The sequence below is a fragment of the Bradyrhizobium guangzhouense genome, from assembly GCF_004114955.1.
In the GTDB taxonomy this organism is placed as follows: domain Bacteria; phylum Pseudomonadota; class Alphaproteobacteria; order Rhizobiales; family Xanthobacteraceae; genus Bradyrhizobium; species Bradyrhizobium guangzhouense.
Genome location: NZ_CP030053.1, coordinates 6,713,904 through 6,740,556 on the forward strand (window position 1 = coordinate 6,713,904; position 26,653 = coordinate 6,740,556).

At 64.7% G+C, this 26,653-nt stretch carries 12 protein-coding genes; 3 read left to right on the plus strand and 9 right to left on the minus strand.

What is annotated here, in order from left to right; all coding sequences use genetic code 11:
• Window positions 1–122: 122 nt before the first annotated feature.
• From XH91_RS32025 to XH91_RS32060, 7 genes are all read right to left on the minus strand, one after another.
• Window positions 123–1,094, minus strand: a complete 972-nt coding sequence (locus XH91_RS32025; RefSeq protein WP_128954302.1) for an ABC transporter ATP-binding protein — start codon at window positions 1,092–1,094, stop codon at window positions 123–125.
• Window positions 1,091–2,506, minus strand: coding sequence for an amidase (locus tag XH91_RS32030; RefSeq protein WP_128954303.1), 1,416 nt, complete (start codon window positions 2,504–2,506; stop codon window positions 1,091–1,093). The genes XH91_RS32025 and XH91_RS32030 overlap by 4 nt, the downstream gene beginning before the upstream one ends.
• Window positions 2,503–2,700, minus strand: a complete 198-nt coding sequence (locus XH91_RS32035) for a hypothetical protein (protein WP_128954304.1) — start codon at window positions 2,698–2,700, stop codon at window positions 2,503–2,505. The genes XH91_RS32030 and XH91_RS32035 overlap by 4 nt, the downstream gene beginning before the upstream one ends.
• Window positions 2,697–3,758: an ABC transporter ATP-binding protein gene (locus XH91_RS32040; protein WP_164938313.1), complete on the minus strand. Its 1,062-nt coding sequence runs from the start codon at window positions 3,756–3,758 to the stop codon at window positions 2,697–2,699. Before XH91_RS32040 ends, XH91_RS32035 begins: the two co-directional genes overlap by 4 nt.
• Window positions 3,759–3,943: 185 nt before the next feature.
• Window positions 3,944–4,840: an ABC transporter permease gene (locus tag XH91_RS32045; protein WP_128954305.1), complete on the minus strand. Its 897-nt coding sequence runs from the start codon at window positions 4,838–4,840 to the stop codon at window positions 3,944–3,946.
• A 204-nt stretch (window positions 4,841–5,044) separates the two neighbouring features.
• On the minus strand, window positions 5,045–5,998 hold the full coding sequence (locus XH91_RS32055) for an ABC transporter permease (RefSeq protein WP_128954306.1): 954 nt from the start codon (window positions 5,996–5,998) through the stop codon (window positions 5,045–5,047).
• Between the two features lie 195 nt (window positions 5,999–6,193).
• Window positions 6,194–7,852, minus strand: coding sequence for an ABC transporter substrate-binding protein (locus tag XH91_RS32060; protein ID WP_128954307.1), 1,659 nt, complete (start codon window positions 7,850–7,852; stop codon window positions 6,194–6,196).
• 237 nt (window positions 7,853–8,089) lie between these two features.
• On the opposite strand from XH91_RS32060, the gene XH91_RS32065 reads away from it, so the two are divergent.
• Window positions 8,090–9,685 carry an ABC transporter substrate-binding protein gene (locus tag XH91_RS32065; protein WP_128954308.1) on the plus strand — a complete coding sequence of 532 codons (1,596 nt, stop codon included), beginning with the start codon at window positions 8,090–8,092 and terminating at the stop codon, window positions 9,683–9,685.
• A gap of 147 nt (window positions 9,686–9,832) precedes the next feature.
• Here XH91_RS32065 and XH91_RS32070 read toward each other — a convergent pair whose 3' ends face one another.
• On the minus strand, window positions 9,833–12,067 hold the full coding sequence (locus XH91_RS32070; RefSeq protein ID WP_128954309.1) for a CHASE2 domain-containing protein: 2,235 nt from the start codon (window positions 12,065–12,067) through the stop codon (window positions 9,833–9,835).
• A gap of 146 nt (window positions 12,068–12,213) precedes the next feature.
• Window positions 12,214–23,898, minus strand: coding sequence for a beta strand repeat-containing protein (locus tag XH91_RS32075; RefSeq protein WP_128954310.1), 11,685 nt, complete (start codon window positions 23,896–23,898; stop codon window positions 12,214–12,216).
• Window positions 23,899–24,655: 757 nt separating this feature from the next.
• Here XH91_RS32075 and XH91_RS32080 point away from each other — a divergent pair.
• Window positions 24,656–25,402 carry a transglutaminase-like cysteine peptidase gene (locus tag XH91_RS32080; RefSeq protein ID WP_128954311.1) on the plus strand — a complete coding sequence of 249 codons (747 nt, stop codon included), beginning with the start codon at window positions 24,656–24,658 and terminating at the stop codon, window positions 25,400–25,402.
• Between the two features lie 104 nt (window positions 25,403–25,506).
• Entirely contained in the window at window positions 25,507–26,631 is a 1,125-nt protein-coding gene (locus XH91_RS32085; RefSeq protein ID WP_128954312.1) for a lysozyme inhibitor LprI family protein, read from the plus strand.
• Window positions 26,632–26,653: the final 22 nt, after the last annotated feature.

Sequence of the window (26,653 nt, forward strand, 5' to 3'; positions counted from 1 at the left end):
CCCCCCGGAGGCCCCCTCACGGCAAAATCGCGAAAACAACCCCATGCACAGTAGAAATGGCCTTGCCGCGATGCGCGGGGCGGATTGTGCCAAGGGCGTACCGGCGCAAGGGATTTTTGGATTCAGGAGGGCACCGGCTCCGCCAGCACGCACCTTGCCGTCCTCCCCGGACCGACCTCGACATTGTCAGGCAGCTGCTCGAGGCAGCGGGGCTGGGCTACGGCGCAGCGGGGCGCGAAGGAGCAGGTGTGCGGCTTTTCGGCCAGCGAGGGCGGGGTGCCGGGGATGGTTTCGAGCCGCTGGCCCCGGCTGGCGCCGTGGATGGTCGAGGCGAGCAGGCCCCTGGCATAGGGGTGCACCGGGGTGCGGACGATATCGCGAAGAGTCCCCTGCTCCACGATCTGGCCGGCATACATCACCGCAACGCGGTCGCAGATCTCGATCGCGACGCCGATGTCGTGGGTGACGAAGATGACGGACATGCCGAACTCGCGCTGCAATTCGCGCAGCAGCAGCAGGATCTGGATCTGCACGGTGGCATCGAGCGCGGTGGTGGGTTCATCCGCCAGCAGGATCCTGGGACGGCAGGCGAGCGCGAGCGCAATCATCGCGCGCTGGCGCATGCCGCCGGACATTTCGTGCGGATACGCATCGAGCCGGCGCTTTGCCGAGGGGATGCGCACGATGTCGAGCATCTCCAGCGCGCGTGCGCGCCCTTCCGCATGAGACTTGCCCTCGTGGCGCACCACGCTTTCGGCGATCTGCGCGCCGATGGTGTAGACAGGGTCGAGCGCGAGCGCCGGCTCCTGGAAGATCATCGACACGGTCTGGCCACGGAACGAGGACAGCTCCTCGTCGCTCATCGCGAGCACATCGCGGCCCATGACGTTGACCTTGCCCGCGATCTGCGTGCGCTTCTTCGGCAATAGCCGCATCAGCGCGCGCAGGGTCACGCTCTTGCCCGAACCGGACTCGCCGAGCAGGCCCAGCACCTCGCCGTCACCGAGCGAGAGATTGAGATCGTTCACGGCATAGACCGTGCGCTCGCCGGTGAAGCGGATGTTGAGGCCTGAGATCTCGACGAGCTTTGTCATGACGGCAGTTTTGGCAACCTCTCGTGATAGTCGGTGGCGCGCTGGAACGCGGCGCCGATGGTCAGCAAAGTCGCCTCATCGAAGGAGCGGCCGATCAGTTGCATGCCGACCGGGAGGCCGCTTCTGGTAAAGCCTGATGGCACCGTCAGCGACGGCAGGCCCAAGAAGTTCACCGGGCGCGTGAACAGCGCCAGCCGCTGCAACAGTGCCGGCGCATCCGGTCCGCCGCCGACATCGCTCTCCTCGATCGTCGGCGCCGGCACCGGGGAGGCGGGCGCGATCACCGCGTCGACGCCGGCGGTCGCCGCATTGTGCGCAGCGAGCGCCGGGCCACGCCAGCGCATCGCCTCGAGATAGGTGATAGCGGGAACGGCAAGGCCGTTCTGAAGCCGCATCAAGGTTTGTGGGCCATAGTCCTGCGGCCGCTCGATCATCCAGCGCTTGTGGAAGGCGGCCGCCTCCACGGCGAGCACGAGCTGGGCTGCGGCCTGCAATTGCCGCTGATCCGGCAGTTCGACCTTGACGATGTCGGCGCCCTCGCGCTTGAGCACCGCGATGGTCTCGTCCAGCACGCGCGCGACCTCGCCGTCGAGATCATCGACATAGTAGGATGCTGGCACGCCGATCTTGAGACCTTTGAGCGAGCCCTTGGTCGCGGCGACGTAGTCCGAGAGCGGCTCCTGGCTCGTGGTCGAATCCTCGGGATCGGGACCGGCGATCAAGGCCAGCAGCAGCGCGCAATCTTCCGCGGTGCGGGCGAGCGGGCCGACCGTGTCGAGCGATTGCGACAGCGGCATCGCGCCGGCGCGGCTGACACGGCCGACCGTGGTCTTCAGCCCCGTGACGCCGCAGAAATGCGCGGGGAAGCGGATCGAGCCGCCGGTGTCCGAGCCGAGCGCCGCATAGGTCAGACGCGCGGCGACCGCCGACCCGGAGCCCGAGGACGAGCCGCCGGTGATATGCGCAACGTTCCAGGGATTGCGCACCGGGCCGTAATGGGCGTTGTGGCCGGTCGGGCCATAGGCGAATTCGGCCAGATGCAGCGTGCCGAGCCTGACCTGGCCGGCGTCCTTCAGCCGCTGCAACGCCGTCGACGTCACTGATGGCACGAAATCGCGGCGGATCAGCGAGCCGCAGGTCGCGACCTTGCCGGCATCGTAATACATGTCCTTGTGGGCCAGCGGCACGCCATGCAGCGGGCCACGCACCTCGCCTTTCGCAAGCTGGGCGTCGGCAGCGTCAGCCGCCTTCAGCGCGGCTTCAGACTCGATCGACATGAAGGCATTGAGATGCGGCTGCCACTGCGCAATGCGATGCAGCAGCGCGCGCGTCACCTCATGCGAGGAGACCTGCTTCATCGCGATCGCACGCGCGACCTCGGTGAGCGTCATCAGGGCGGGCTCAGTGCTCATTTCGACACCTTCGTGGCTTGCGCGAGCGGATAGAGCGCGGGCTCGAGATCGAACGGCAGCGTGCCGGCGATGGCCGCAAAGCCTTCGAAAGCAGGCCCGATGGAATTGGAGATGCGCGTCGCAATCTCCTCGTCCACGGGGACGCCGGCGACTTGCGTCGTCGCCTGGATTTCCTTTGCCGTTGGTCTCGTCATGCGGTTTCCTCTCTGGGGGCACGGCTATGGCCTGATCCCGGAATGGCCATGTAGCAGGCGGCCTCATGGCCCATTCTATCCAGCGCGGTGAGCTTTGGCGTCGCATTTGCGCAGAGCGGCTCCGCAAAGGGACATCTGGTGTGGAAGCGGCAGCCCGTGGGCGGGTCGATCGGATTGGGCGGATCGCCCGAGATCGGCGGCTTCTCGGTGCGGCGGTCGGGGTCCGGGGACGGCATCGCAGCAAGCAGCGCGCGCGTATAGGGATGCGCAGGCGCATCCCAGACCTGGTCGACCGGACCGAGCTCGACGACCTCGCCGAGATACATCACCAGCACACGGTCCGAGATGTAGCGGACGACGTTGAGATCGTGGCTGATGAAGAGGTAGGTCAGCCCGAACTCGCGCTTGAGGTCGGCGAGCAGGTTGAGCACCTGCGCCTCGACGGATTTGTCGAGCGCGGAGACGGCCTCGTCCAGGATCACCAGCCGCGGCGACAACGCCAGCGCGCGGGCGATGTTGACGCGCTGGCGCTGGCCGCCGGAGATCTCGTGCGGATAGCGATTGGCGAAATTTGCCGGGACCAGGCCGACCTTGCCAAGCAGCTCGCGCGCCAGCGCGCGCGCCGCGCCATCGGCCATGCCATGGACCTTGGGGCCGAACGCGATCGACTCCTCGATGGTCAGGCGCGGATTGAGCGAGGCATAGGAGTCCTGGAACACCATCTGCATGCCGCGGCGCAGCTCGCGCAAGGACAACGACTGTCCGACGGTCATGCCGTCGTAGATGATGTCGCCGTCATCGCGCGGCATCAGATGCATCAAGAGGCGCGCGGTGGTGGACTTGCCGCAGCCGGATTCACCGACGATGCCGACCGTCTCACCCTTGGCGACGGAGAAAGAGACATTGTCGACGGCGCGCACGGTGCGCTTGGCGGCGAACAGGCCACCACGCACCGGGAAGTGTTTTGTCAGCCCGTTGACCTGCAACAGCGGCTGCGCGACGCCGCCGACGTCCTCGACCGGCTCCAGCATGGCGACAGATCTTGTGGTCTCAGTCATCGCGGCGGTCTCCCACCTCTCCCCGACGGGGAGAGGTCGCGCCGAAGGCGCGGGTGAGGGGGCGCGGCAAACTCGGTGGAGCGTAACCCCTCACCCGGATTGCATCTTGCGATGCAATCCGACCTCTCCCTTCGGGAGAGGTGTACGGAGGACCCCGCGCCAGTGTGCATCTGCGTCATCACTCGCTAGTTCCTGATGTCCATGGCGCTGCGCAGGCCGTCCGAGAGCAAATTGAAGCAGATCGAGACCGCGAAGATCATCGCGCCCGGCAGTGCGGCCACCCAGGGATTGACGTAGATCGCGGTCCTCAGCGTGTTGAGCATCAGGCCCCATTCCGGCTCCGGCGGCTTGGTGCCGAGGCCGAGGAAGGAGAGACCGGCCGCCAGGATCATCGAGACCGAGATGAGGCTGGTGGCATAGACGAAGATCGCGCCGAGCACGTTGCCGAGGATGTGCACGCGCATGATGGTGAGCGGCCCGGCGCCGGAGGCGCGCGCGGCTTCGACGAAATCCATGACGCGCACGCCCGTCGTGACGCTCTCGGCAACGCGGGTGATCTGCGGCACGAACACGATGGTGAGCGCCACGATGGAGTTGAGGATGCCGGCACCCAGCGCACCGGAGATTGCAATCGCCAGCAGCACGGAGGGGAAGGCGTAGAACACGTCCACCGTGCGCATGATCGCGGTGTTCAGCTTGCCGCCGACATAGCCGGCAATGATGCCGAGCGAGGTGCCGATGCCGAAGGCGAGAATCACGGGCAAAATGCCGATCATCAGGGACAGCCGCCCGCCATAGACCAGCCGCGCCAGCATGTCGCGGCCGAGCTCGTCGGTGCCGAGAGGATAGCCCGATGTGCCGATGTGGCGGAGCCGGCGGATCATCGAGCCCTTGTAGGGATCTTCCAGGCCAAGCCAGGGCGCGAGGATCGCGGCGACGAAGATCAACAGCAGCACGATCGCGCAGGCCATGCTGACCTTGTCGCGCAGGATACGACGGCCGACGGTCGCCCAATAGCCGCGCGCCTTGGTCGCGGGCGCGCCCTGCAGCGCGGCGGCGGCGGATAGCGGGAACTCGCTCATGGCCGCGCTTCCATCGCGTGAAGTCGGTGGAAGCCGCGGGCTCGCCTAACCTCTCCCGCTTGCGGGAGAGGTCGGCGCGCAGCGCCGGGTGAGGGTTTTCTCCTCTGGGGGGATCTCGCGAGAGGAGACACCCTCTCCCCAACCCTCCCCCGCAGGCGGGGGAGGGAGCGCACCTTTTGCGTGGTTACAACCGGGTTCATCCCGCTAGCCCCGCTTGATGCGCGGATCGATCGCGGCTTGGGCGATGTCGACCAGGAGATTGAGAAAGACGAAGAACAGCGCCAGCACCAGGATCGTGCCCTGCAACAGCGGCAGATCGCGCTGGAAGATTGCGGAGTTGAGCAGGAAGCCCGAGCCCGGCCAGGAGAACACGGTCTCGATCAGGATCGAGCCGCCGAGCATGTATCCAAGCTGAAGACCCATCACGGCCAGCGCGGTGGGCGCGGCGTTCTTGATGACGTGGCGGAAGACGCCGCGCTCATGCAGGCCCTTGGCACGCAGCGCCTCGACGAAATCCTGACTGAGAATATCGCCGGTGAGCGCACGCACGGTGCGGGTGACGATGCCCATCGGGATGACCGACGTCGTGATCGCGGGCAGCACCAGATATCTCAGATGCGCCCAGTCCCAGCCCCAGGAGTTGGAGCCGTTCGGCCCGGCCCCGACCGCGGGCAGCCAGTTCAGCTCCACCGAGAAGACGATGACGAGCACCATGCCGAGCCAGTAATGCGGCACTGAGACGCCGGCGATGGCGAACGATGTCGCGAGCTTGTCGATCCAGGTCTCGCGGAAATAGCCGGCGATCAGGCCGAGCAGGATGCCCATAGTGAAGCCGATGACGGCGGCCGCAATCGCCAGCGTCACGGTGTTGCCGACCGCGCGCATGACTTCGGCGAGCACGGGGCGCCCCGTGGCGATGGAATTGCCGAGATCGCCATGCAGCGCGCGCAAGAGCCAGAGGCCGAACTGCACCGGCAGCGGCCGGTCGAAGCCATAGGCGGCGCGGAGCTGCGCCGCGAGCTCCTGCGAGGCATCGGCGGGGAGCACCGCGACCAGCGGATCGCCCGGCGTGATGTGCACGAGCAGGAAGCACACCAGGGCCACGCTGATGACGATCGGGATGACATAGACGATGCGTCTGGCGATGTAGGCGAGCACTTTTTTCTTCTCTTCCCTTCCCCCTTGTGGGGGAAGGTGGCGCGAAGCGCCGGATGAGGGGTATCTATCCGCGGATACAGCATCATCAAACAAGAGAGAGGGCCATCCGCGGAGAGATACCCCCTCACCCGGCTTCGCTTCGCGAAGCCACCCTCTCCCACGAGGGGAGAGGGTGCACCGAGTTCGTTGCTACACTTACGGCACCATCGTAATCGGCGAGAAGTCGATGAACCAGCTCTTCGGCTGGATCACGCCTGTCACTTTCGGGCTCATGGCGCGCGGGCCGACGTCGTGGGCGACGTAGAGGAAGGCGGCGTCATCGACGGAGGCTGCGTGCAGCTCGGCGAGCGCGGCGTCGCGCGCGGCGGGATCGAAGGTCTGCCGCGCCTTCTTGACCAGCTCGTCGAACTTGGGATCGTTGATGAAACCCCAATTGTTCGAGACCGGCGGGGCCATGCCCGATTGCAGGAAGCGCACCAGCGCGAAGAACGGGTCCATCGCCGCATAGGTGACGTTGATCGCGTTCGCGCCATTGGCGCTGGGGTCCTTGGCGCCGCGGCGCCAGTTGGTGAACAGCGTGTTCCACTCGATGACGTCGAGCTGCACGTCGAAATAGCATTCGGCGAGCGCCTGCTGGAGGTATTCGTTCATCGGCAGCGGCTGCATCTGGCCCGAGCCTGACGCAGACGTCTGGATCTTCACCGTCAGCTTCTTGTTCGGACCGAAGCCCGCCTCCTGCATCAGCTTCTGCGCGGCCGGCTTGTCGTATTTGATCTCGAAGGTCGGCTTACCCCGCCAGGGATGGCCGGGCTCGAACGTGCCCGTCGCCGGCACCATCAGGCCCGCGAGCAAGCCGTCCCTGAGGCCTTCGCGATCGATGCAGAGATTGGCGGCCTTGCGGACGCGGATGTCGTTCCAGGGCGAGCCTTCGACGCGCGAGAACTGCCACGGCCAGACATGCGGCTGCTCATTGGCATAGAGCTTGAAGCCGCGCTGCTTGAGCTCGGGCAGCGCATCGGGCGCCGGCGCCTCGATCCAATCGACTTGACCGGACAACAGGGCCGCGGTGCGGGCATTGGCCTCCGGCATCGGCAAGAGCACCATCTTGTCGATCTTGGGCACGCGGGCCTTGTCCCAATAGTCAGCGTTCTTGACCAGCTCGAGCCGCTCGCGCGGCGTGAAGCTTGCCATCTTCCACGGGCCGGTGCCGGCGGCGTCCTTGGCAAAGGCGGCCCAGGCGGCCTGCGACTTGGCCTTGGCGTCCGCGCCTTCCGCCTTGTCATAGAAGTGCTGCCACTTCGCCGGGCTCGCCATGAAGAGATTGGTGAGGTTGATCGGCAGGAAGCTGTCGGGCTCCCTGGTGGTGAGCTCGACCGTCATGTCGTCGATCTTCCTCGCGGAGGCCAGCGTCGGCATGCGCGAGGCCGTGACGCCGACCTGGCTCGGATCGAATTGCGGCGCGTCCTGCTTCAAGACCTTGTCGACGTTCCACACCACGGCATCGGCATTGAACGGCGTGCCGTCATGGAAGGTGACGCCGGGTCGCAGCTTGAAGGTCCATCTGGTCTTGTCTGACTCGTCGACCTTCCATTCGGTGGCAAGGCCTGGAATCACCACGCTCGGCTTGTCGGCGGAGGACAGGTCCCAGCCGGTGAGCGCGTCATACATGGTAACGCCGGTGAAGCGGTTGCCTTCAAAACCCTGATCGGGCTGGCCGAGCGTGCGCGGAATGTCCGCCGCGGTCATGCCGATGCGCAGCACGCTCTCGGCGCTGGCCGCGCGCGGCCATGCGGCCGCGGTCGCGAGGGCGAGCGCAGCGATCAATGCTGCACGCGCCGTTGTTTTGATAAGCATTGCCGTCGTCCTTTTCCTGGAAACGATGATTATTTTTGATGCAAACGTATGCAATGGCTATGCCAGCGGGGACACTTATTCTGCAAATTGCCCCTGCGACGACAAGTCCTTGTGATCCCGCGTGTGCATGGGCATCGCGCTGCCTATTCTGGCATCAAGATTGCAACGTTTGAGCCCGACCTCTGCTTGAGTTTTCGCTCGAGTTTTCGCTTGAGTTTTTCCTGGGAGCTTTGGGCCATGCGTATTCGTTTAACGACCTGTCTCGCCGCGTTTGCGCTGGCGATATCAGCACTCTCGGCGCGCGCCGAAACGGTGGTGCGCTACGGCATCTCGATGGCGGATATTCCGCTAACGACGGGCCAGCCCGATCGCGGTGCCGGCGCCTATCAGTTCACGGCCTACACGATCTACGATCCGCTGGTGGCGTGGGAGATGGACGTCGCTGACCGCCCGGGCAAGCTGGTGCCGGGGCTCGCGACCGAATGGAAGGTCGACGACACGGACAAGACCAAGTGGCGCTTCACCCTTCGCAAGGGCGTGAAGTTTCACGACGGCAGCGACTTCAACGCCGATGCGGTGATCTGGAATCTGGACAAGGTGCTCAACGACAAGGCGCCGCAATTCGACAAGCGCCAGAGCGCGCAGGTGAAGACCCGCCTGCCCTCGGTCGCCAGCTACGCCAAGATCGACGATTTCACCGTGGAGATCACCACCAAAACCGTCGATTCCTTCTTCCCCTATCAGATGCTGTGGTTCCTGGTCTCGAGCCCGGCACAATATGAGAAGCTCGGCAGGGATTGGGACAAGTTCGCAAGCCAGCCCTCCGGCACCGGTCCGTTCAAGCTGACCAAGCTGGTGCCGCGCGAGCTCGCCGAGCTCAGCAGGAATCCGGACTATTGGAATCCGAAGCGCATTCCCAAGGTCGACAAGATCGTGCTGGTGCCGATGCCGGAGGCGCTGACGCGCACCAATGCGCTGCTTGCCGGTCAAGTCGACCTGATCGAGACGCCGGCGCCGGACGCCGTGCCGCAGCTCAAGGCCGCCGGCATGAAGATCGTCGACAACGTCACGCCGCATGTCTGGAATTATCACCTCAGCGTGCTGCCGGGTTCGCCCTGGACCGACATCCGGCTGCGCAAGGCGCTCAACCTCGCGATCAACCGCGACGAGGTCGTCGGCCTGATGAACGGGCTTGCCAAGCCGGCCAAGGGCCAGGTCGACCCGTCGAGCCCGTGGTTCGGCAAGCCGACTTTCGACATCAAGTACGATCTCGCTGCGGCAAAGAAACTGGTCGAGGAAGCCGGCTATTCAAAGGAAAAGCCGCTGAAAACCACCTTCATCATCGCGCAAGGCGGCACCGGCCAGATGCTGTCGCTGCCGATGAACGAATTCCTGCAGCAGAGCTTCAAGGAGATCGGCATCGACATCGACTTCAAGGTGGTCGAGCTCGAGACGCTCTATACGCATTGGCGCAAGGGCGCGGCCGACGAGATGAACGCCGGCATCACCGCCAACAACATCGCTTACGTCACGTCCGATCCGCTCTACGCCATCGTGCGCTTCTTCGCCTCCGACCAGATCGCACCCGTCGGCGTCAACTGGGGCGGCTACAAGAACCCGGAGGTCGATGCCCTGATCAACCAGGCCAAGCAGACCTTCGACACCGCCAAGCAGGACGAGTTGATCGCGAAGGCGCATGCGCTCGTCGTCGACGACGCCGCGCTGGTCTGGGTCGTCCACGACACCAACCCGCACGCGCTGTCGCCGAAGATCAAGCAATTCGTGCAAGCGCAGCACTGGTTCCAGGATCTGACCACGATCGGGGTGGAGTGACGGGCGGCAAGCACAGGTGTCGTAGGGTGGGTTAGCCGCAGGCGTAACCCACCTCTTCTGTCCCCGCGGAAACCAAAGTGGTGGGTTACGCCTTACAGACGCGCTTCGCGCATCTGCAAGGCTAACCCACCCTACAAACCACATCCCCTACTTCGTCAGCAGCGCGTACGCCCCGGTCCAGTCCTGCGGTGGCGGATTGGCCTCGAAATTCCTGATGCGCGCTTCGTACAGCTTGAACAGCTTTTCCAGCGTGTCGGCGTCCTCGCTGCGGCGGCCGCGCTCGATGGCGTCGAGTGCGCCCTGCCAATCGCGGTTGCGGTAGCAGCCGAGCATCTCGATGGTGATGTTGCGCAGGCGCTGGAACGCGGCCGAATGCATCACATCCTCGCGGCCGGCGATGGCATAGATCACCTCCGGCTCGGTCTTGCCCTTGACCATGATGAAGTCGAGCTCGAGGATCGCGAACTTGTCCTTGGCGGCCAGCGCCGTGCGGGAGCCGACGATGATGGGGAAGCCGTATTCCTTGGTCTGGCCTTCCAGGCGCGAGGCGAGGTTCACGCTGTCGCCGAGCACCGAATAGTTCTTCTTCAGGTCGGAGCCCATGTTGCCGACCACGCCGATGCCGGTGTTGAGGCCGATACCGACATTGAGCGGGATGTAGACGTGGCCGCCGTCGGCCGCTTCCTGCTCGCGCTCCTTGTTGACGACGTCGATCTTCTCCAGCATCTGGATCGCGGCCTCGCAGGCGTGGACCTGATGCCCGGCATCGTCGAGCGGCGCGTTCCAGAACGCCATGATGGCGTCGCCCATGTACTTGTCGACGTAACCCTTCTGTTCGATGATCACGTCCGTGAGCGGAGTCAGGAAGCGGTTCATCAGCGTGATCAGGCCTTGCGGATCGTGCTTGTAGCTCTCCGAGATCGTGGTGAAGCCGCGCACGTCGGAGAACATGATCGTCATCTCGCGTTCCTCGCCACCGAGCACGACCTTCTCCGGCGATTGCGCGAGCTGCTCGACCAGCACCGGCGACATGTACTGGGCGAAGATGCCGCGGATCTGCACGCGCTGGCGCTGCTCGCGCACGAAGCTCGAGAAGATGAAGGTGAGGTAGATCGCCGTGGTCGACAGCAGCGGATAGGTGAAGTCGATGAGATAGCGGTACTTCGCGTAGAAGAACCAGGACACGCCGATCAGGATCGCGGCGAACAACGCGCCTGCCAGCACCAGTCTGACAGGTCCGAGGTTCGGCGTGAAGATGATGACGAGGATGCCTATGATCAGCGCGGTGATCAATTCGACGCCGAGCGCATAGTTCGGCCGGGAGATCGCGGCGCCGGTCAGCACGCTTTCGAGCACCTGGGCGTGAATCTCGACACCCGGCATGGCCCGCGACACCGGCGTGGTCTTGATGTCGTTCAGGCCGACCGCGGAGGTGCCGATCAGCACCAGCTTGCCGGCAAGCTTGCCCCGCGACACCGTGTTGTCGAGCACGTCCGCCGCCGAGACGTAGATCGAGGGGTCGTGGCGGGCATAATGCACCCAGAGCTGGCCGTTCTCGTCGGTCGGAATCTCGACACCCTTGATGCGGATGGCGCGAATACCGGTCTTGTCCGTGCGCACCAGCAGTGTCGGTGTCCCCGTGACCACGCGCAGGATCTCGAGGCTGAGCGACGGCATGGTCTGGCCCTGCGCGCGCATGATCATCGGCACGCGCCGGATCAGGCCGTCACGTTCAGTTCTGATCGTGAACAGGCCGCGGCCCGCCGCAACCTGCTCGATGATCGGCACGTTGCGCAACAGGCCCGGAAATTCGAACAGGAAACGCTCGGCACCGGCCTCACCGACCGTTGCCACGCCGGTGAAGGGAAGCGTCTTGTCGATCTCCGACGTGATCGCCGACTGCCCGGTCTCGCCCAGCACCACACGTGAGCGCTTGATCGCCTCCGAAAGGACTTGGTCGTTGCTCGGCAGCTCGCGCAGCCTGGTGCGGGTAACGTCGTCGAGATAGCGCATCTGGCTGGCGACCAGATCCGGATTGAGCCGGTCCGGTTCGGAAAACACCACGTCGAAGCCGATCGCCACCGCACCGTTGTTGGTGAGGTCGGTGATCAAGTCCGCGATCCGCGTGCGCGGCCATGGCCATTGGCCGAGTTTGGCGAGACTCCTGTCGTCGATGTCGACGATGGTGACCGGCCGCACCCCCTTCTTGTCGCGCGGATCGACCAGCTGGAACATGTCGAAGGTGCGCAGCCGCAGCTCCTGGACCGGCGGCGGATCCCAGACGCGCAGACCTGCGAAGACGACCAGCAGCCCAAGGCACAGCAGCCGCGCCAAGCCGAACTTTCGCGCAAACCACCGGCGCAGGATCTTGAGACGTTTCATGTCAGTCGCGCTTCCTGCCGCGCATCGCCTCCGATCGACCGATCATGGAGCCTCTCTGCGCGGTTGGCCATTGCCTGATGCGGAGGATTATGGATTTTTTGCCGCGGTCAAGCTTCGCGTTCATCGCCGGGCCGGTCCGGCGCTCATCAGGTGATGTGGAAGATGAAATCGCTGGCCTTGAGATTTGCGGTCAATTTCGACAGCAGAAGGGACTCATGTTCCGTCACCGAGCCCTCGCCCGCGCTGATCTGCTGCTGCCAGGTGACCAGCGTATCGCCGGACTGCTGGGCGATCGTGAGATCGTGGATCGAGCCGACGTCCGAGAACTGGCGCAGGTCGATCCTGTCGACGCCCTCGATGAAATCGGTGATGGTGTGCGCGTAGTCGGCGACGGGATGCCCTTCGCCGTCGAACCCGGCCGAGCCCGGCGCGAACACGAACTGATCCTGGCCGCCGCCGCCGGTCAGCGTGTCGCCGGTCGTCGGCGCAAAGATCACGTCCTTGCCGCTGGTGCCGGTGAGGGTGATGCCCTGGCTGGTATCGCCAGCCTCGTCGAAGATGAAGTTGACGGTGTCGTGGGCACCGGTGGTCTTGTCGGTCACCGTGAGCGTGATCTGGTCCTGGTCGGGGGCCGGATCACCCGGTGAATAGGTGACACCGTCCGCCAAGCCGAGATTGATGGCGCTCAGCGAGCCCGATGTCGTCGGGAGATGGACGCTGCTGGTGTCGGTCGAGGGCGTGGGCGAGGTCGTCGCCGTGAGCGTGAAGGTGTCGGTCGAGGCGCCGGCATCGCTGTCGACAACCGACAGATCCTTGATGGTGTCGGTGCCGAGGTCTCCGTTGTGCGAGACGGTGAAATTGTCGGTGTCGATGACCGGCCCGCCACCGTCGACCTTGACGGCGACATCGCTGGTGAACGTGTTGGTGTCGCTCAGCGGCCCGGAGAGGCCGGTTGCCTGATCGACCACGGTGCCGCTGACATGCAGGCTGAACTCGCCGGTGTAGTCGGCCGGCGCCGTCATCGTCAGCGGAGAGGCACCGAGCGAATCGATATCCGCCGAACTGATCAGCCAGTGGCCGGCCTCGGCGCCGGTCCCGGGCTGACCGACCGAGAACGTCGCGCCATCCGGGAAGCCGGACAGGTCCAGCGACATGTGCTCCGACCCGTCGGTATCGGTGACCGCGGTGAGGCCCGACAGGGCGATGGGCACGCCGTGCTCGCCCTCGAAGGCATTGGAGATGGTGACGTTGCTGACCGTGGCGTCGTGCTGGCTGTCGTTCGCCTCACGGTTGGTGATGGTGACGAGATTGCCGGCCGCGTAGTCGCTGAAATCGGATGTATAGCTGCCGACGGCCTCGCCGGTGCCGTGATCGACGATCACCACCGTTTGATGCGAGCCGTCATCGGTGATGGTCGCGTCGTAGACCGTGCCCTGGCTGAGGCCAGCCGTCAGGTTGACGTTAGCGCCGGTGGCATTGTTGGTGATGATCAGGCCTTGGCCCCAGCCGAACATGAAGGACAGGCCGTTGGCCGGTGAGCCGAACGCGCCGGTCGTCCCGTCGGTGCCGTCGGTGACCGCGACATAGGGACCGATGCCGTCGTCGAGGCTGAAGCTCAGGCTGACATGCAGCGGCGTGGCTGCCGTCGGGGTGAAGCCTGACGTCGTCTCCAGATAGCCGTGATCGTGCAAGACCACGCCGTTGGCCGTTGGCGTCACCGACGCATCATCGGCGGTGCCGGGCACCGACGGCAGGACGACCTGCCATTTCGTCAGGTCGATGCTGTCACCGGTCAGGCTGTCCGCGACATAATTCACCGCGAGCGCCTTGAACGCCGGCGGGTCGGTCACCGGAGTGACTTCAGTGTTGAGCGTGGCCGGCAGGGTCGAGACGCTGGAGCCGATCGCGGGAGACGTGATGTCGATCAGGACGGGCGTGGCGCCACTGGCGCCGCCGACATAGGTGTCATCAAGGGCGTGCACGTCGAGACTGCCCGGCACGCCGCTGTAGTTCGCTGCTGGCACGAAGCGGAGCAACGTGTCCGTGGCCAGGACCAGCGCACCGGTGTCGCTGACGCCGGAGACATCGATCCACTGATTGCCGCCCGCAACCTCGTACTGCCAGACGCCCTGCGCGGCGGTGGCGTGGTCGGCCGTGATGGCGACAGCTTTGAGGCTCGCGCCGTCGTCGACGTCGTGGAAGCCGGCGGCGAACAGCTTGCCGACGCTGGACCCGGCCGGCGCGGCGGTATCTTCGCTGACCGCGGCGAGCGTCGCATTGTCGAGCGTCGGCGCATCGTTGCTGCCGGCGATGTTGATCGTGACGACGCCGTTGCCGGTGCCGGTCGGCGCGTGGCCGTCGTCGGGCACGATGGTGTATTGCAGCGACAGCGTGTGGCCCGCGGCGAGGAAGTCGAAGGCCTGGCTGCCGGAATTGAAGTTCCAGGTAAACTGGGCGTGGGTTGCGGTGCCGTTCAGGATGTCGCCGGACTGCACGGTGAGATAGTTCAACAGGTCTGTATTCGACAGCCCGTCGATGCCGTCGGCTTGCAGGGTGCCGTCGAGATAGACCGAGACGTGATCGCGCGCCACGGTGACGTGATCGGTGGCGTCGGGGTCGGACACGGTCAGCGTGCCGTTCGTGCCGAGCCCCGCATTGGTCTCGCTGAGATCGGCACCGGCGCTGTCGCCGGCCTTGGCCGCGATCGCGGGGGCGTCGTTCGCGCCTGAAATCGTGACGGTGATCTGGGTCGTGTCGGTCTTGTGGCCGTCATCGAGCGTGACGGTGGAGACCACCGTCGCGGTCTGGTCCTGCCCGAGGAAATCCAGCGCGCTGTCGGCGATCGAATAGCTCCAGCCGACGGTGCCGTTGTTCTTGCCGCTCAGCTGCAGCGACAGGGCGCTTTCGAGTGCGCTGATCTGGTCCGGCGTCAGCGTCAGAGCGGTGTGGTCGCTGTTGAGCCAGGTCACATCCTGGTGGGTGACATTCACCGTCGGCCGATCGGTCAGGTCGACGTCGGTGAAGGCGATCGAGCCGGTCGCGGCAGGCGACGGATCGTATGTCGTGGAGGCACCGGTGGTGTCCGCGAGCTCGGCGAAGCTCGCCGTCAGCGTGGCGCCGTCGGTTGTGAATTTCGGCGCGTCGTCGGCGGCGTTGACCGTGATCAGCGTATGATGCGAACCGTCATCGCTGCCCGCGAAGACCGCGTGGCTGTAGTCGGCGCCGGTCAGGGTCAGGCTGATGTGATTCCCCGCGGCATCGGTGATCGTCAGCGTACCGCCGGTGCTGGCGTCGTCATTGGCGAGATAGACCGCGCTGGTGCCGGGGCCGTAGTCGATGCTCGACAGGTCGATCTTGTCGGTGGCAGCCAATCCCGCGATCGATCCGCCGAAATCCGTGGTGTGGATGTCGAGCTCGGCGCCGGTGCCGCCGAAGGTGATTGTCTGCGACACCGCGGCGTCGACCACGAGCGTCGCGCCCGTATCGATCGTGACCGAGCCGGAGCCGGACAGCGAACCGAACAGCGACAGGGTTCCGTCGGTATGGATCTCGATCGTGTTGGTGTTGGTGATATTGCCGGTGATCGAGGCGGAGCCCCAACTCTCGATCTTGCCGGAATTGGTGATGCCAAAGGTCAAACCGTCCGCGCTCGAGACCAAGGCGCCGTCGTGGAGGTCGATCTCGCCGGCATTGTCGATCTTGGACAGCGTGCCGAACGCGCTGGTGCCGGACACGGTCCAGATGCCGGCCGCCTTGTTATCGAAGGTGGCGCTGGCGACCCAGATGTTGCCGTCGATGTGCCCGCTGTTGTTGATCGCGATCGCGCCGCCGGTCTCGACGATGGCGTAGGTCGTCGATGCAACCGATGTGGCATCGACGGGCCCGATCGTGCCGGTATTGTCGATCGTCGCGATGCCGGTGTCGCTCGTATTCTCCTGGATATAGATCGCAGCATGGCCGTCGGCGCCGACCACGTAGCCGTGGTTGGTGATGTATGTTGCGCCGGTCGCATTGTCGTCGTTCTGCGTGACGCTGATGCCGGTCGCGCCTGTACCGGTGAGATGGCCATCATTGACGATGGTGATATTGCCGGCGCCGGTGGCAAGGGCGGACAGGCCGACGGCACCGGTAGCCGAGCCCTCGTTGGTCACACTGACGTCGCCGCCGCCGTGATCGGAGGCACGGATCGCGGTGCCGGCGGCGGTGATCGACGAGGTCTCGCCGGTCGAGACCGTGACATTGCCGGCGCCCCAGGTGAATGCCTGGATGCCGTAGCCGGCGTCGGCCGTGATCGTGGCATCGCTGTCGACGATGACATCGCCATTGACCGCGCCCGAGAAAGTAGCGTTGCCGCCCGGCTTGTAGCCGGCGATGATTCCGCCCGGCGTGGCGCCGTCGTTGTTCGGCGTGGTGCCTGAATGGATCGTACCGTGGGCCTCGACCGTGATCGCGCTGTGCAGATCGCCGTCGATCGCGGTCGCGTAATTCACTGCGACGATGCCCGAGCTGTCCGCCGTGATGCTGTCGCCCGTCGCCAGCGTGACGGTGATGTCGCCGGCATCGATGCTGTAGGCCTTGATGCCGTAGGCCGTTGCACCCGAGATCGTGACGCCGGTGCCCAGCGTCACCGCGATGTCGCCGGTGCCGCCGCTGAGGGCGGAGGCCTGAATGCCGTAGCTCTTGGTGCCGGAGACAGAAATCGAGGTTCCGGCGAAGCTGTTCACCGTGACGTCGCCGTTCCCGTAATTGTAGGCGTCGATGCCCGAGCCTGCCCCGGCGGTGATGTCGGCGTAATTGTTGACGACGACCGTGCCGCTGACGCCGGTATTGGCCGCGCTGCCATTCGTCGAGCCGGCATAGCCGGCCTGGATGCCGGCCGGCGGATTGCCACCGAGGTTTGTCGTGCCGCCGGAATGGATCGCGCCGTGCGCATTGACCGTGACCGTGCTGTCGTCGCCACCGTCGAGCGAGGTCGCGCGATTGACCGCCACGATGCCGGAGCTGCCCGAGGTCACGACACTGCCGGCCTCGGTGGTGACGGTTATGTCGCCGGTGCCGTAGCTGCGCGCCCGGATGCCATAGATCGAGGTCCCCGTGATATCGCCCCCGGCATCGATGCCGACGTCTCCGTCACCTTGGGTCGTCGCGTCGATGCCAAACGCGCCACCGGCGGCCCCGCCGAGCTGGGTGATCGAAATGTCGCCGGCGTTTGCGGCGTTGAAATTCTGGACGAGGATGCCTTCGGAATTCGCACCGGTCCCGCTCGCCTTGCCCGTGACGTTGTTGATCGTGATGTTACCTGCGCCGGTCACATCATCGACCAGATAAATCCCGCGGCCGGAAACACCGGCGATGTCTCCATTCACGGTGAACGAGATGGCGTCGCCCGCAGCAAGGCCGGTAATGTCTCCGGTCGCCGTCAACGAGATGTCGCCGGTGCCATTCTGGGTGACGGCGACGCCGCTGGCCGCTCCCGTCAGCGTGCCGGTCGGCGTTATCTCGATATCAGCGCGGCTGTCGCTCGTGCCGCCCGACGCCGTGAAGTCGAGGGCGTCGCCACTCGACGTGGCGATGTCGGCATCGCCCGTGACCGTGAATGTGCCGCCGGTCGACGACTGGCCGGCAATGGTGCCGGTGAAACCGAGACTGGTGTGGTCGAGCTTGAGCGTATCGGCGCCACCGGCAAAGGTGACGGTCTGGGCGTCCGCGCCGGCAAGCTCCAGCGTCGCCTTGTCGTCGATCACCAACTGACCGACGCCGGTGAGGCCGCCGGAGAGGTTCAGCGAGCCGGCCTGCACCTCGATGGTGCCGGTATTGGTCACGGCGGCCGAGATCGAGTTGGCGTTGGAGACGCTGAAGAGATGGCCGGAATTGCTCAGCTGACCGCCGTTGATCGCGACGATATCCGACAGATACAGCTTGGAGGTGCCGTCGACGGTGACAGTCCCGCCGTCGTTGGTGACGGTCAGCGACGTGAGCTTCAGGATGCCGCCGCCAACGGCCTTGAGATCGGCGGTGTTGACGATCAGCTCGCCGGAGATGTCCAGTTCGCCGCCATTGGCCTGGATCAGGTGGCTGTTGATGATCTTGTGGCTCACGAGGGGATCGATCGTCAGCTTGCCGCCGGTGACGGTGATCGTTCCGGTGTTGGTGATGTCGGCATTGCTGATGGCGCTCGTGCCGGTGGATTCCAGCGTGCCGGCAATCGTCACGGTGCCGCCGTCGATCGTCGCGGTGGAGAGATCGAGTGTCGAGCCCGACTCGATCGACACGGCGCCGTCGGTGTTGGTCACATCAGTCGAGATCAGCTTCAGCGTGCCGTCGTTGATCGCAGCCAGCGTGCCGGTGTTGGTGACGGCCTCGGTGTTGATGTCGAGCTCGGCGTTGTTGGCCCTGATCGTGCCGCCGTCATTGGTGATCAAAGGGGTGGAACTCGTCGCCACCAGCGTCAGCAGTCCGCCGAGCGTCGATTCCAGCAGATAGAGGTTGGAGATGTTGGCGTCGGTAATCGTGGTCGTGCCGGACGAAGCGAGCGTCCCGACGATCGTGAGTGCGCCGCCTGTCAGGGTGGCGTCGGCCAGCGTCAGCTTCTTGCCGGTGTCGACCTTGACGGTGCCACCATTGGTGATCTTGCTCGCCGACACCGTGACGTCGTCGAGCTTGAGCGTGATGTCGCTCGCAACCGTCACGGCCCCCTTGTTCAGGCTTGCGTTGCCGTCGATCGTGCTGTCGCCCGTGACGTTGATCGTACCGCCCGAGAGGCCGCTGTAGATGTTGACGGTGCCGCCTGATATCTCGGTGCCCGAGAGGGTCAGGGTCTGGCCATCATCGACCTGCACCGTGTCGTTGTTGGTGACGATGTCGTTGAGCAGGGTTGCCGCGCCCGATATCTCCAGCGTGCCGTTATTGGTGACCGGGCCGCCCTGGATCTTGGCGCTGGCCTCGAGCTTGACGACGTCGTCGAGCTCGAGGCCGGCATTGTCGGTGATGACAGAGCTGGACACCGTGATGCCGTCCAGCGTCAGCTTCGCATTGGCGATGACTGCGCCGGTGCTCAGCGTCGCGCCGCCATCGATCTTGCTGGCGCCGGTGACATCGATCGTGCCGGCGCCGTTGACGGTGCCGCCAATGATCTCTGTGCCGGAGAGCTGCAGCGTCTGGCTGCCGTCGACCTGCACCGAGCCGATGTTGGTGACGATATCGTTGAGCAGGGTCGCGGCGCCTGAGATCTCCAGCTTACCGTTGTTGACGATCGGGCCGCTGCCGCCGACCGAGGGACCTTCGGCAAATTCGACCGGGCCGATTGCGAAATCGTTCGGCGAATATGTCGCGCTGGTCAGCACAAATTTGACCATGGCGATGTCGGCGCTGCTGCTGATCAGGTCGATGAAGATCGCCGAACCGTCTGCGTTGCCGTTGCTCACGCCACCTTCAGTGACCGTGCCGATCACGTTGCCGCCGAGGTCGTACGCGATGATCTCGGCGGTGAAGCTGCCGTAGTAGTCGGCCTGTATCTGCGCACCCGCCGAAGAGACCGGCGTTGCGAATTTGATGGTGATGTCGGGCCCGTTCTGATCGTCCCACAGGAGGTGGGTTCCAGGCGCAAAATTCCCCGACCAGCCCGAACTTTGATCGAGCCGCGCAAAGACGCCGCCAGCGGAAGAGACCGTGCCGCCGGTGCCATCGGTCGCGACGATTTGGCGCGGACTGCCGACTATGGTGTATGGGGTGCCGAGTTGTCCCCAGTTGAACTCCGCCGTGGCGGGGCCCCCACCCGTGGGAGCGAAAACGCTCGAACTACCCTGGATCACTGCGCCGCCGGTGAGCTTCACGGTGCCGTCGATCGTGATGCTGCCCTTGTCCGAGATCGTCGCGCCGTCGACCGTTGCGGTATCGAGCGTCAGGGTTGTGCCAGCCTCGACTGTTACCGCGCTCGTGCTCAGCGTCGCGCCGCCGTCGATCTTGCTGGCGCCGACGATGTCAATCGTGCCCGTGCCGTTGATGGCGCCGCCTGAAATCTCCGTGCCCGACAACGTCAGCGTCTGACCGCCGTCGACCTTGACCGTGCTGTTGTTGGTGACGACATCGTTCGACAGCGTCGCAGCGCCTGATATCTCCAGCGTGCCGTTGTTGGTGACCGGACCGCCCTGGATCTTGGCGCCACCCTGAAGCTTGACGGTGTGATCGAGCTCGATGCTGGAATTGTCGGCGATGACGGAGCCGGACACCGTGATGCCGTCCAGTGTCAGCTTGGCTTCGGCCGTGACTGCGCTCGTGCTCAACGTGGCGCCGCCGTCGATCTTGCTGGCGCCAGTGACGTCGATCGTGCCTGTGCCGTCAATGGCCCCGCCGGATATCTCGGTGTTCGACAGCGTCAGCGTCTGGCTGCCGTCGACCTGCACCGTGCCTTGGTTGGTCACGACGTCGTTGAGGAGCGTCACGGGGCCCGCGATCTCCAGCGCGCCATTGTTGGTGACCGGGCCGCCCTGGATCTTGGCGCCGCCCTCGAGCTTGACGGTGTCGTCCAGCTCGATGCTGGAATTGTCGGTGATGACGGAGCCTGACACCGTGATGCCATCCAGCGTCAGCTTCGCATCGGCCGTGACCGTGGCGACGGTGAGCGTGGCAGCCTTGTCGATTTTGCTGGCGCCGGTGACGTCGATGCTGCCGTCGCCCTTGATAGTGCCGCCGCTGAGCGTGGCGCCGTTCAGGGTCAACGCGGCATCGACGATGACGTTGCCGCTCGAATTGTCGACAACCGAGCCCGGACCGATCGCGAGTGCGCCTGCGAGCACCTCGATGGTGCCGGCATTGGCCACTTGCTCGCCGTCCAGCGCATTGCCGGTACCGGTAACGTTGAGGGTGCCGTTGTTCGTCAGGTTGCCGTTGCTGAGCACTCCGTCGCCGGTGAGGTCGAGCTCGCCATTGTTGGTGACGGTACCGCTCGTCGAGCTGTAAATGAAGGTGAACGTGCTGCCGCCGCCATCGCTCTCGGCATTGACCAGCACCGGTATCTCGGTGACGACGGTAATCGCGCCGCCGTCGATCGTCGCGCCATTGACGGTCAGCTTGCTGTTGGCATCGACCTTGACGTCGCCGGCATTGTTGATGTGGGAGCCATGGTCGATCGTCAGCGTGTCATGCGCAAATACTTCGATGACGCCACCGGCGTTGTTGAAGCCGGTTTCGTCGGCGAACTCCGCCGCACCCTTGACATTGACCACGCCGGAATTGTTCAGCGTGCCATTCTCGATCAGGTTGATGCCGTCGAGCTCCAGCGTGCCGGAAATATTGACCGTGCCGCCGTCAATCGTCACGGCGTTGGCGACCAGCGTCGCGCCGAAGCCGACCTTCACGGTACCGCCCGTGTTGGCGATGCCGGTATCCAGCGTCAGCGTGCCGCCGGAAAGGTTGATGGTGCCTGAATTGACAATGGTGGTCAGGGTGTCGATCACGCCGCCCGCTTCCAGCGTTAGCGTGCCGGCGTTGTTGATCGCGGCGGTATTGGGGACGACCACGTTGGACTTCGGCCGGGTGATCGTCTCGACATCGATCGCGCCGCCGACGAAAACGGTGCCATCAGTCGCATTGGTGAACCGCGCGTCGGCATTGAGCGTGAGCGCCCCTGCAAGCGTCAACGTGCCGTGGTTGACCACCTGCGGCGCCGTGTGGTGCACCGTCGTGTCGTAATCATCCATCGTCAGCGACTTGCCGAATGCCGCGACGTCGATCGTGACGGGATAGGACGGGGTCAGGCCATGCAGCTGATCGGTAATGACGATGACATCGTCGCTGCTGGTCGGGACCGTGCCGGTTTCCCAGTTCGCGGCGTCCTTCCAGAAACCGCCCGAGGGCAGGTTCGTCGCGATCCAGACCACCGCCGGGGCGTCCGTGCCCGTGATCGTGACGGTGATGGTCTGCGTTGAGGTCGCGTTGTGCTCGTCGGCGACCGTCACGGTGTAGACCAGCGTCAGCACCTCGCCCTTGGGAATGAAGTCTGCGAGGTAGACGGGCAGATCGGCCAGCGACCAGTTGATGGTGCCGGTACCGGTGCCGGTTGAATCGAGGCCGCTCGCGATCGCAACCGACATGGCGTTCTGGAACGCGGCAAGCGGGCCCGGCGGCACGGTGGTGCCATCAGGCAGGCTCGCACCGGTCAACGCCACCGATACGGTGTGGGTGTCGGTGAGGTCGACATCCGTGAACGTGAGCGTGCCAGTGGTCGGAACGTTGGTGGTGAGCGGCCCGCCCGGCACGCTGGTGCCGCCGGAGAAGGTGATGGTCGGCACGCTGGTCGTGATCACCGGCTTGTCGTTGCTGCCGGTGATCGTGATGGTGATCGGGATCTGCCTGATTTCGGGTTGGACCGAGAAATTGTTGTTGACGCTGACGATGTAGGTCAGCGTCAGCGTTTCGCCGTCGGCGAGGAAGTCGAAGGCGTGGTCGGCGATCGAGTAGGTCAGGGTCGCAGAACCGTTGTTGTTGTTGCCGCCGTCGGCAACCACGGCAATCCTGATCTGCGTCGCGGCAATATCCTGCTTCTGCAGAGCGGTGAGCGAGGGGGTGACGTCGTGATGCCCCGAGTCGGTATAGGTGAATTTCGACGGATCGACGTCCACCGACACCGTCGGCCGATCGCCCAGGTTCTGGTCGAGGAAGTTGATCTTGAAGATGATGATATCGGCAGGCACGGCATCGCCGGTGACGTCGGCGCGGTCGCCGGTCGCGTGCGCGTGCTCAGGCATGACGAACGCGGTCACCACATTGCCGTTGGCGTCGAGGACGCTCGCGAAGGGCGCGCCGGGAATGCGGTCGACTCCCTTGTCCGATCCGCCCTGCGCCAAATTGCCGCCGGTGCTGACGGTATTGACGAAGGTCGCGGTTGCGGTGGCACCGGTGTCCGTCTTGATCAGGACAATGTCGCCGTTCTGCGTGATCGAGTCGGTAGAGTTGTTGGTGAGCTTGGTGTTGGTGTTGTTGTCGGTGAACTTCAGCGTGAACACGTCATTGATCAGCTTCTGCACGTCAGGCGACAACAGCGCATTGGTGACCGAGACGTTGCCGCCGCTGATCTGGATCATCTGGCCGGCCTGGTTGACCGTCGCGATCGGCAGCAGCGTCAGCTTGTCGAACAGGATGTAGGAGCCGGTGGTGCCGTTCGGCTCGACCAGCACCTGGAAGTTCGCCTGCGGCTGCGGATCACCGCCGCCGGCGGGGACGACGAAATTGATCTCGGTCAGCACCGCCGTACCGCGGATGCCCATGGTCGCGACCGGCGTGTCGATCTTCATGTCGCCGTGCTTGGCGGTCTCGCCGGCGACGAAGGTGATGGTGCCCGCGACCAGGCTGAGCAGCGAGGAATTGTTCGACCCATTGGGGTCGTAGACCATCTCGTTCAGCACCATCCGCGCGTTGGAGGACAGGCCGAACACGGTGCCATCGATGAAGGTGATGCCGAGCGTCGAATCCGAGCCGGTCGAGACCACGTCGCCCTTCTCGACGTTGTCGCCGTTGTTGAGGATCACCGAGACGCCGTTGCGGACCACGGTCGCGCTGCCGGTCAGCTTGGTGACGTGGCCGATGACCTGAGCCACTGCGGCGCCGGGCGCGGCCTGCGCGACCTGGACGTAACCGGTGAGCGCACTGACAATGTCACCGGTGAGATGAGCGCCATCGGGCGAGGCGATCGCCGCGCGCTTGTCGCCCCTGAAATAATCGTGAACGACGAAGTCGTGGCCGTCGCGCGAGAGCACGAGATCGAGTCCGGCGCGCTTGAAGTCGCCGTGGAAGATCAGATTGGGGTCGGCGATGACGACCGCGCCGTCAGGCACGTGGCCATGTGCCGTTGCAGTAAAAGACTTGGCGGTAAACGAATCGACGTGATCAGAGGCGGACGAACGAAAGCCTTGGCCATCCAAAAAGCCCTGGCCATCCGAGGTGAGCGCGGCGTCAAATTTGCCAGCGTAATTCAACCGGGCACCGTGAAAAGGGTTAAAATCTAAGTAAGTATCGACCGCCTAAGCTTGCATAGCATTACCAAGTCCTTAGCGAAACCATCTATTGCTTGTGTGATTTCGTATCACTTGGCGGCGGAAGCCTATGCCTACGGCGACATCAAAAGATAAACCGAAGTAAATCTTGCAGAGATTTCAGGTAAATCGTCGCTGGCTCAAGTCTATATTCCACTAGATTATGCTTTCCAAGGTATTAACCATTTGGCGGATACTTGCGTCATCTTTTCTTCGTAGTACCCCGCGCGATACTGCGGCAAATACGGAGCTAAATCTGTGACCCAACTAACAGAACCCGCAAAATAGCTGGTCATTAGCCATAGAAGCAGAATCGGCCGCCCCACAACTTCCGACTGCAATTCAGTCGATTTCGCGGCGGCAAAGGCCCCGCTCCAGGCCCGTAAAATTTTACGCAGTCCGGGAAGGGCCGGTTGAGCCTGTCTCACGCTATTGAGCGCCCTGCCGAGCGCGTTAAGCAGAACAAAACGGCCCGTCTCGCACTATCTCCGCGAAAGCAACAAGCCCGGCACGTTCAGGTCGAGGGGGACCAAAGCGAAGCCGGATAAGGGGATGTCAGATGGAGACCGCTGCTCGCTCGCGCGCCTGGCGCGCTATCCTTGTGCTGTGCGGAGTGATCCTGCTCGGATCCGCCGCCGATCTTCGCGCCGCCAATTTGCTGTCGCCGGGCGCCGGCGTGCTGATACGCAAATCTGCCGAGCCCTTCGGCGTGTTCGCCTTCGCGATTTCCAGCGGAGGGATGCGGCAGAAATGGCTGGGATTGAAGGAAAAATTCGACGACGACATGGTGCAGCTGGCGCTGTGCGACGGCGACCGCGACAATTGCGCCTCGCCCGCGGCCTTGAGGCTGCTCGCCATCGTCGACGAGGCCCGCAGCCGCGACGGCCGCGCGCGGCTCGGCGAGACCAATCGCGCCATCAACCTCGCCATCCGCGCCGAAAGTGACGGCGCCGTCGACATCTGGAGCTCGCCGCTCGAGACCTTCCAGCGCGGCGCCGGCGATTGCGAGGATTACGCCATCGCCAAGCTGGCCGCATTGCGGCTTGCCGGCGTCGCCGCCGAGGACCTTCGCCTCGTGGTGGTGCGTGACATCAGGAGCGGCGAAGGGCATGCAATTGCCTCCGCAAGGCTCGACGGCCACTGGCTGATGCTGGACAACCGCCGCATGGCGATGGTCGAGGATGACGAGGCGCGCAACTACCAGCCGCTATTCGTGCTCTACCAGTCCGCCGTGCTGAGATATGTCGGCGAACCCGTGCGGCTGGCGGGCATCGACAGCCAGCGCGTGTCGACCGAGGCGCATTGATCCATCCGGCCAGGGCCCTTCACGTAGGCCGCCCCGCCGCACCCCATTCCGTCAGGCGGCCTGGAACTGCTAGCATGGTGCCAACCATGCTGGGGATTTCTGGAATGCGGTTCATCGCGTTGACTGTGCTTGCGCTGCTGGCGTTGCCTGCGGCGCCAGCTTTGGCCCAAACCGGCGCGTCCGCTCCCTCCATCGCCGACAAATTGCCCCTGTTCGCCAGGAACAATTGCCAGCAGATCAGGGATCCCGGCAATCAATTGTTCTGCGGCGATGCCGAGCTCTCGGCCGCCGCCGAGAAGCTCTCGACCGCGGTGGAGGCGCGGCTCGCCCGCCTGCCCGATCGCCTGCCCGCGATCGAGGAGAACGCGATCTGGATCCGCCAGCGCAACCTCGGCTGCGGGATCGTCGGCCAGACCGCGGTGCGCGATGACGAATTCGAACGCGTCAAGGCCTGCCTGCTCAAGGTCACCGAGGATCGCGCGGCGATCGTGCGGGATCCGGATTTCGACTGCCTCGCGGCCAACACCGCGGCCGGCGCGCTGATCTGCGCGGACCCGTCGCTGGCGCTCACCGAGACCGAGCTCAACAGCCAGGTGCTCGCACTGATCGGCAGACTGGACCCGACCGCGGCGCGCTTTGCCTTCGCGGAATACGGCCGCTGGACGCGCGAGCGCGACCGCAAGTGCAATCTGGTCGGCAAGGAGAACGTGCCGCTCGAGGAGCTCGGCTCGGCGGAAGATTGCCTTGCCGACTATCTCAAGCACAAGACCGACGAGATCGCCGCCGCCAAAGGCGACCCGAAGAAGGTGTTCGGCCGGCAGGTCGCAGCCAAGGAGCCCGACACCGATGCCATCGACTTCTGCGCCGCGCGCATCCACGCGGCCAATTCATGCCGCAATTTCCTTCGCATCAACCGCGTCTACGCGCTCGACAGCCAGGTGAATGACGGGGAGGCGCAGGTCACCGGCGAGATCGAGATGGTCGTGCTGGCGCCCTTCACCACCTGCAGCAGGGTCGCGTCCGCCTGTACCGGCACCTGCTGGGACGCCAGCACCGGCCGCCCGCAACCCGGGGCCACCAACAGGGAGCGCTCCGCTGCCGCTTTCAATGTCACGCGCCGCCTGCGGATCCAGCGCACCTTCGCGTTCGTGAAGGCAGCCGACGGCTGGCGTTGCCGCGAAGACGAGCTGGCACCGGTGAATTCGGGCACCGCGGGCGGGGGATCGTAGGCGCTCTTTACGGATCGCTGCC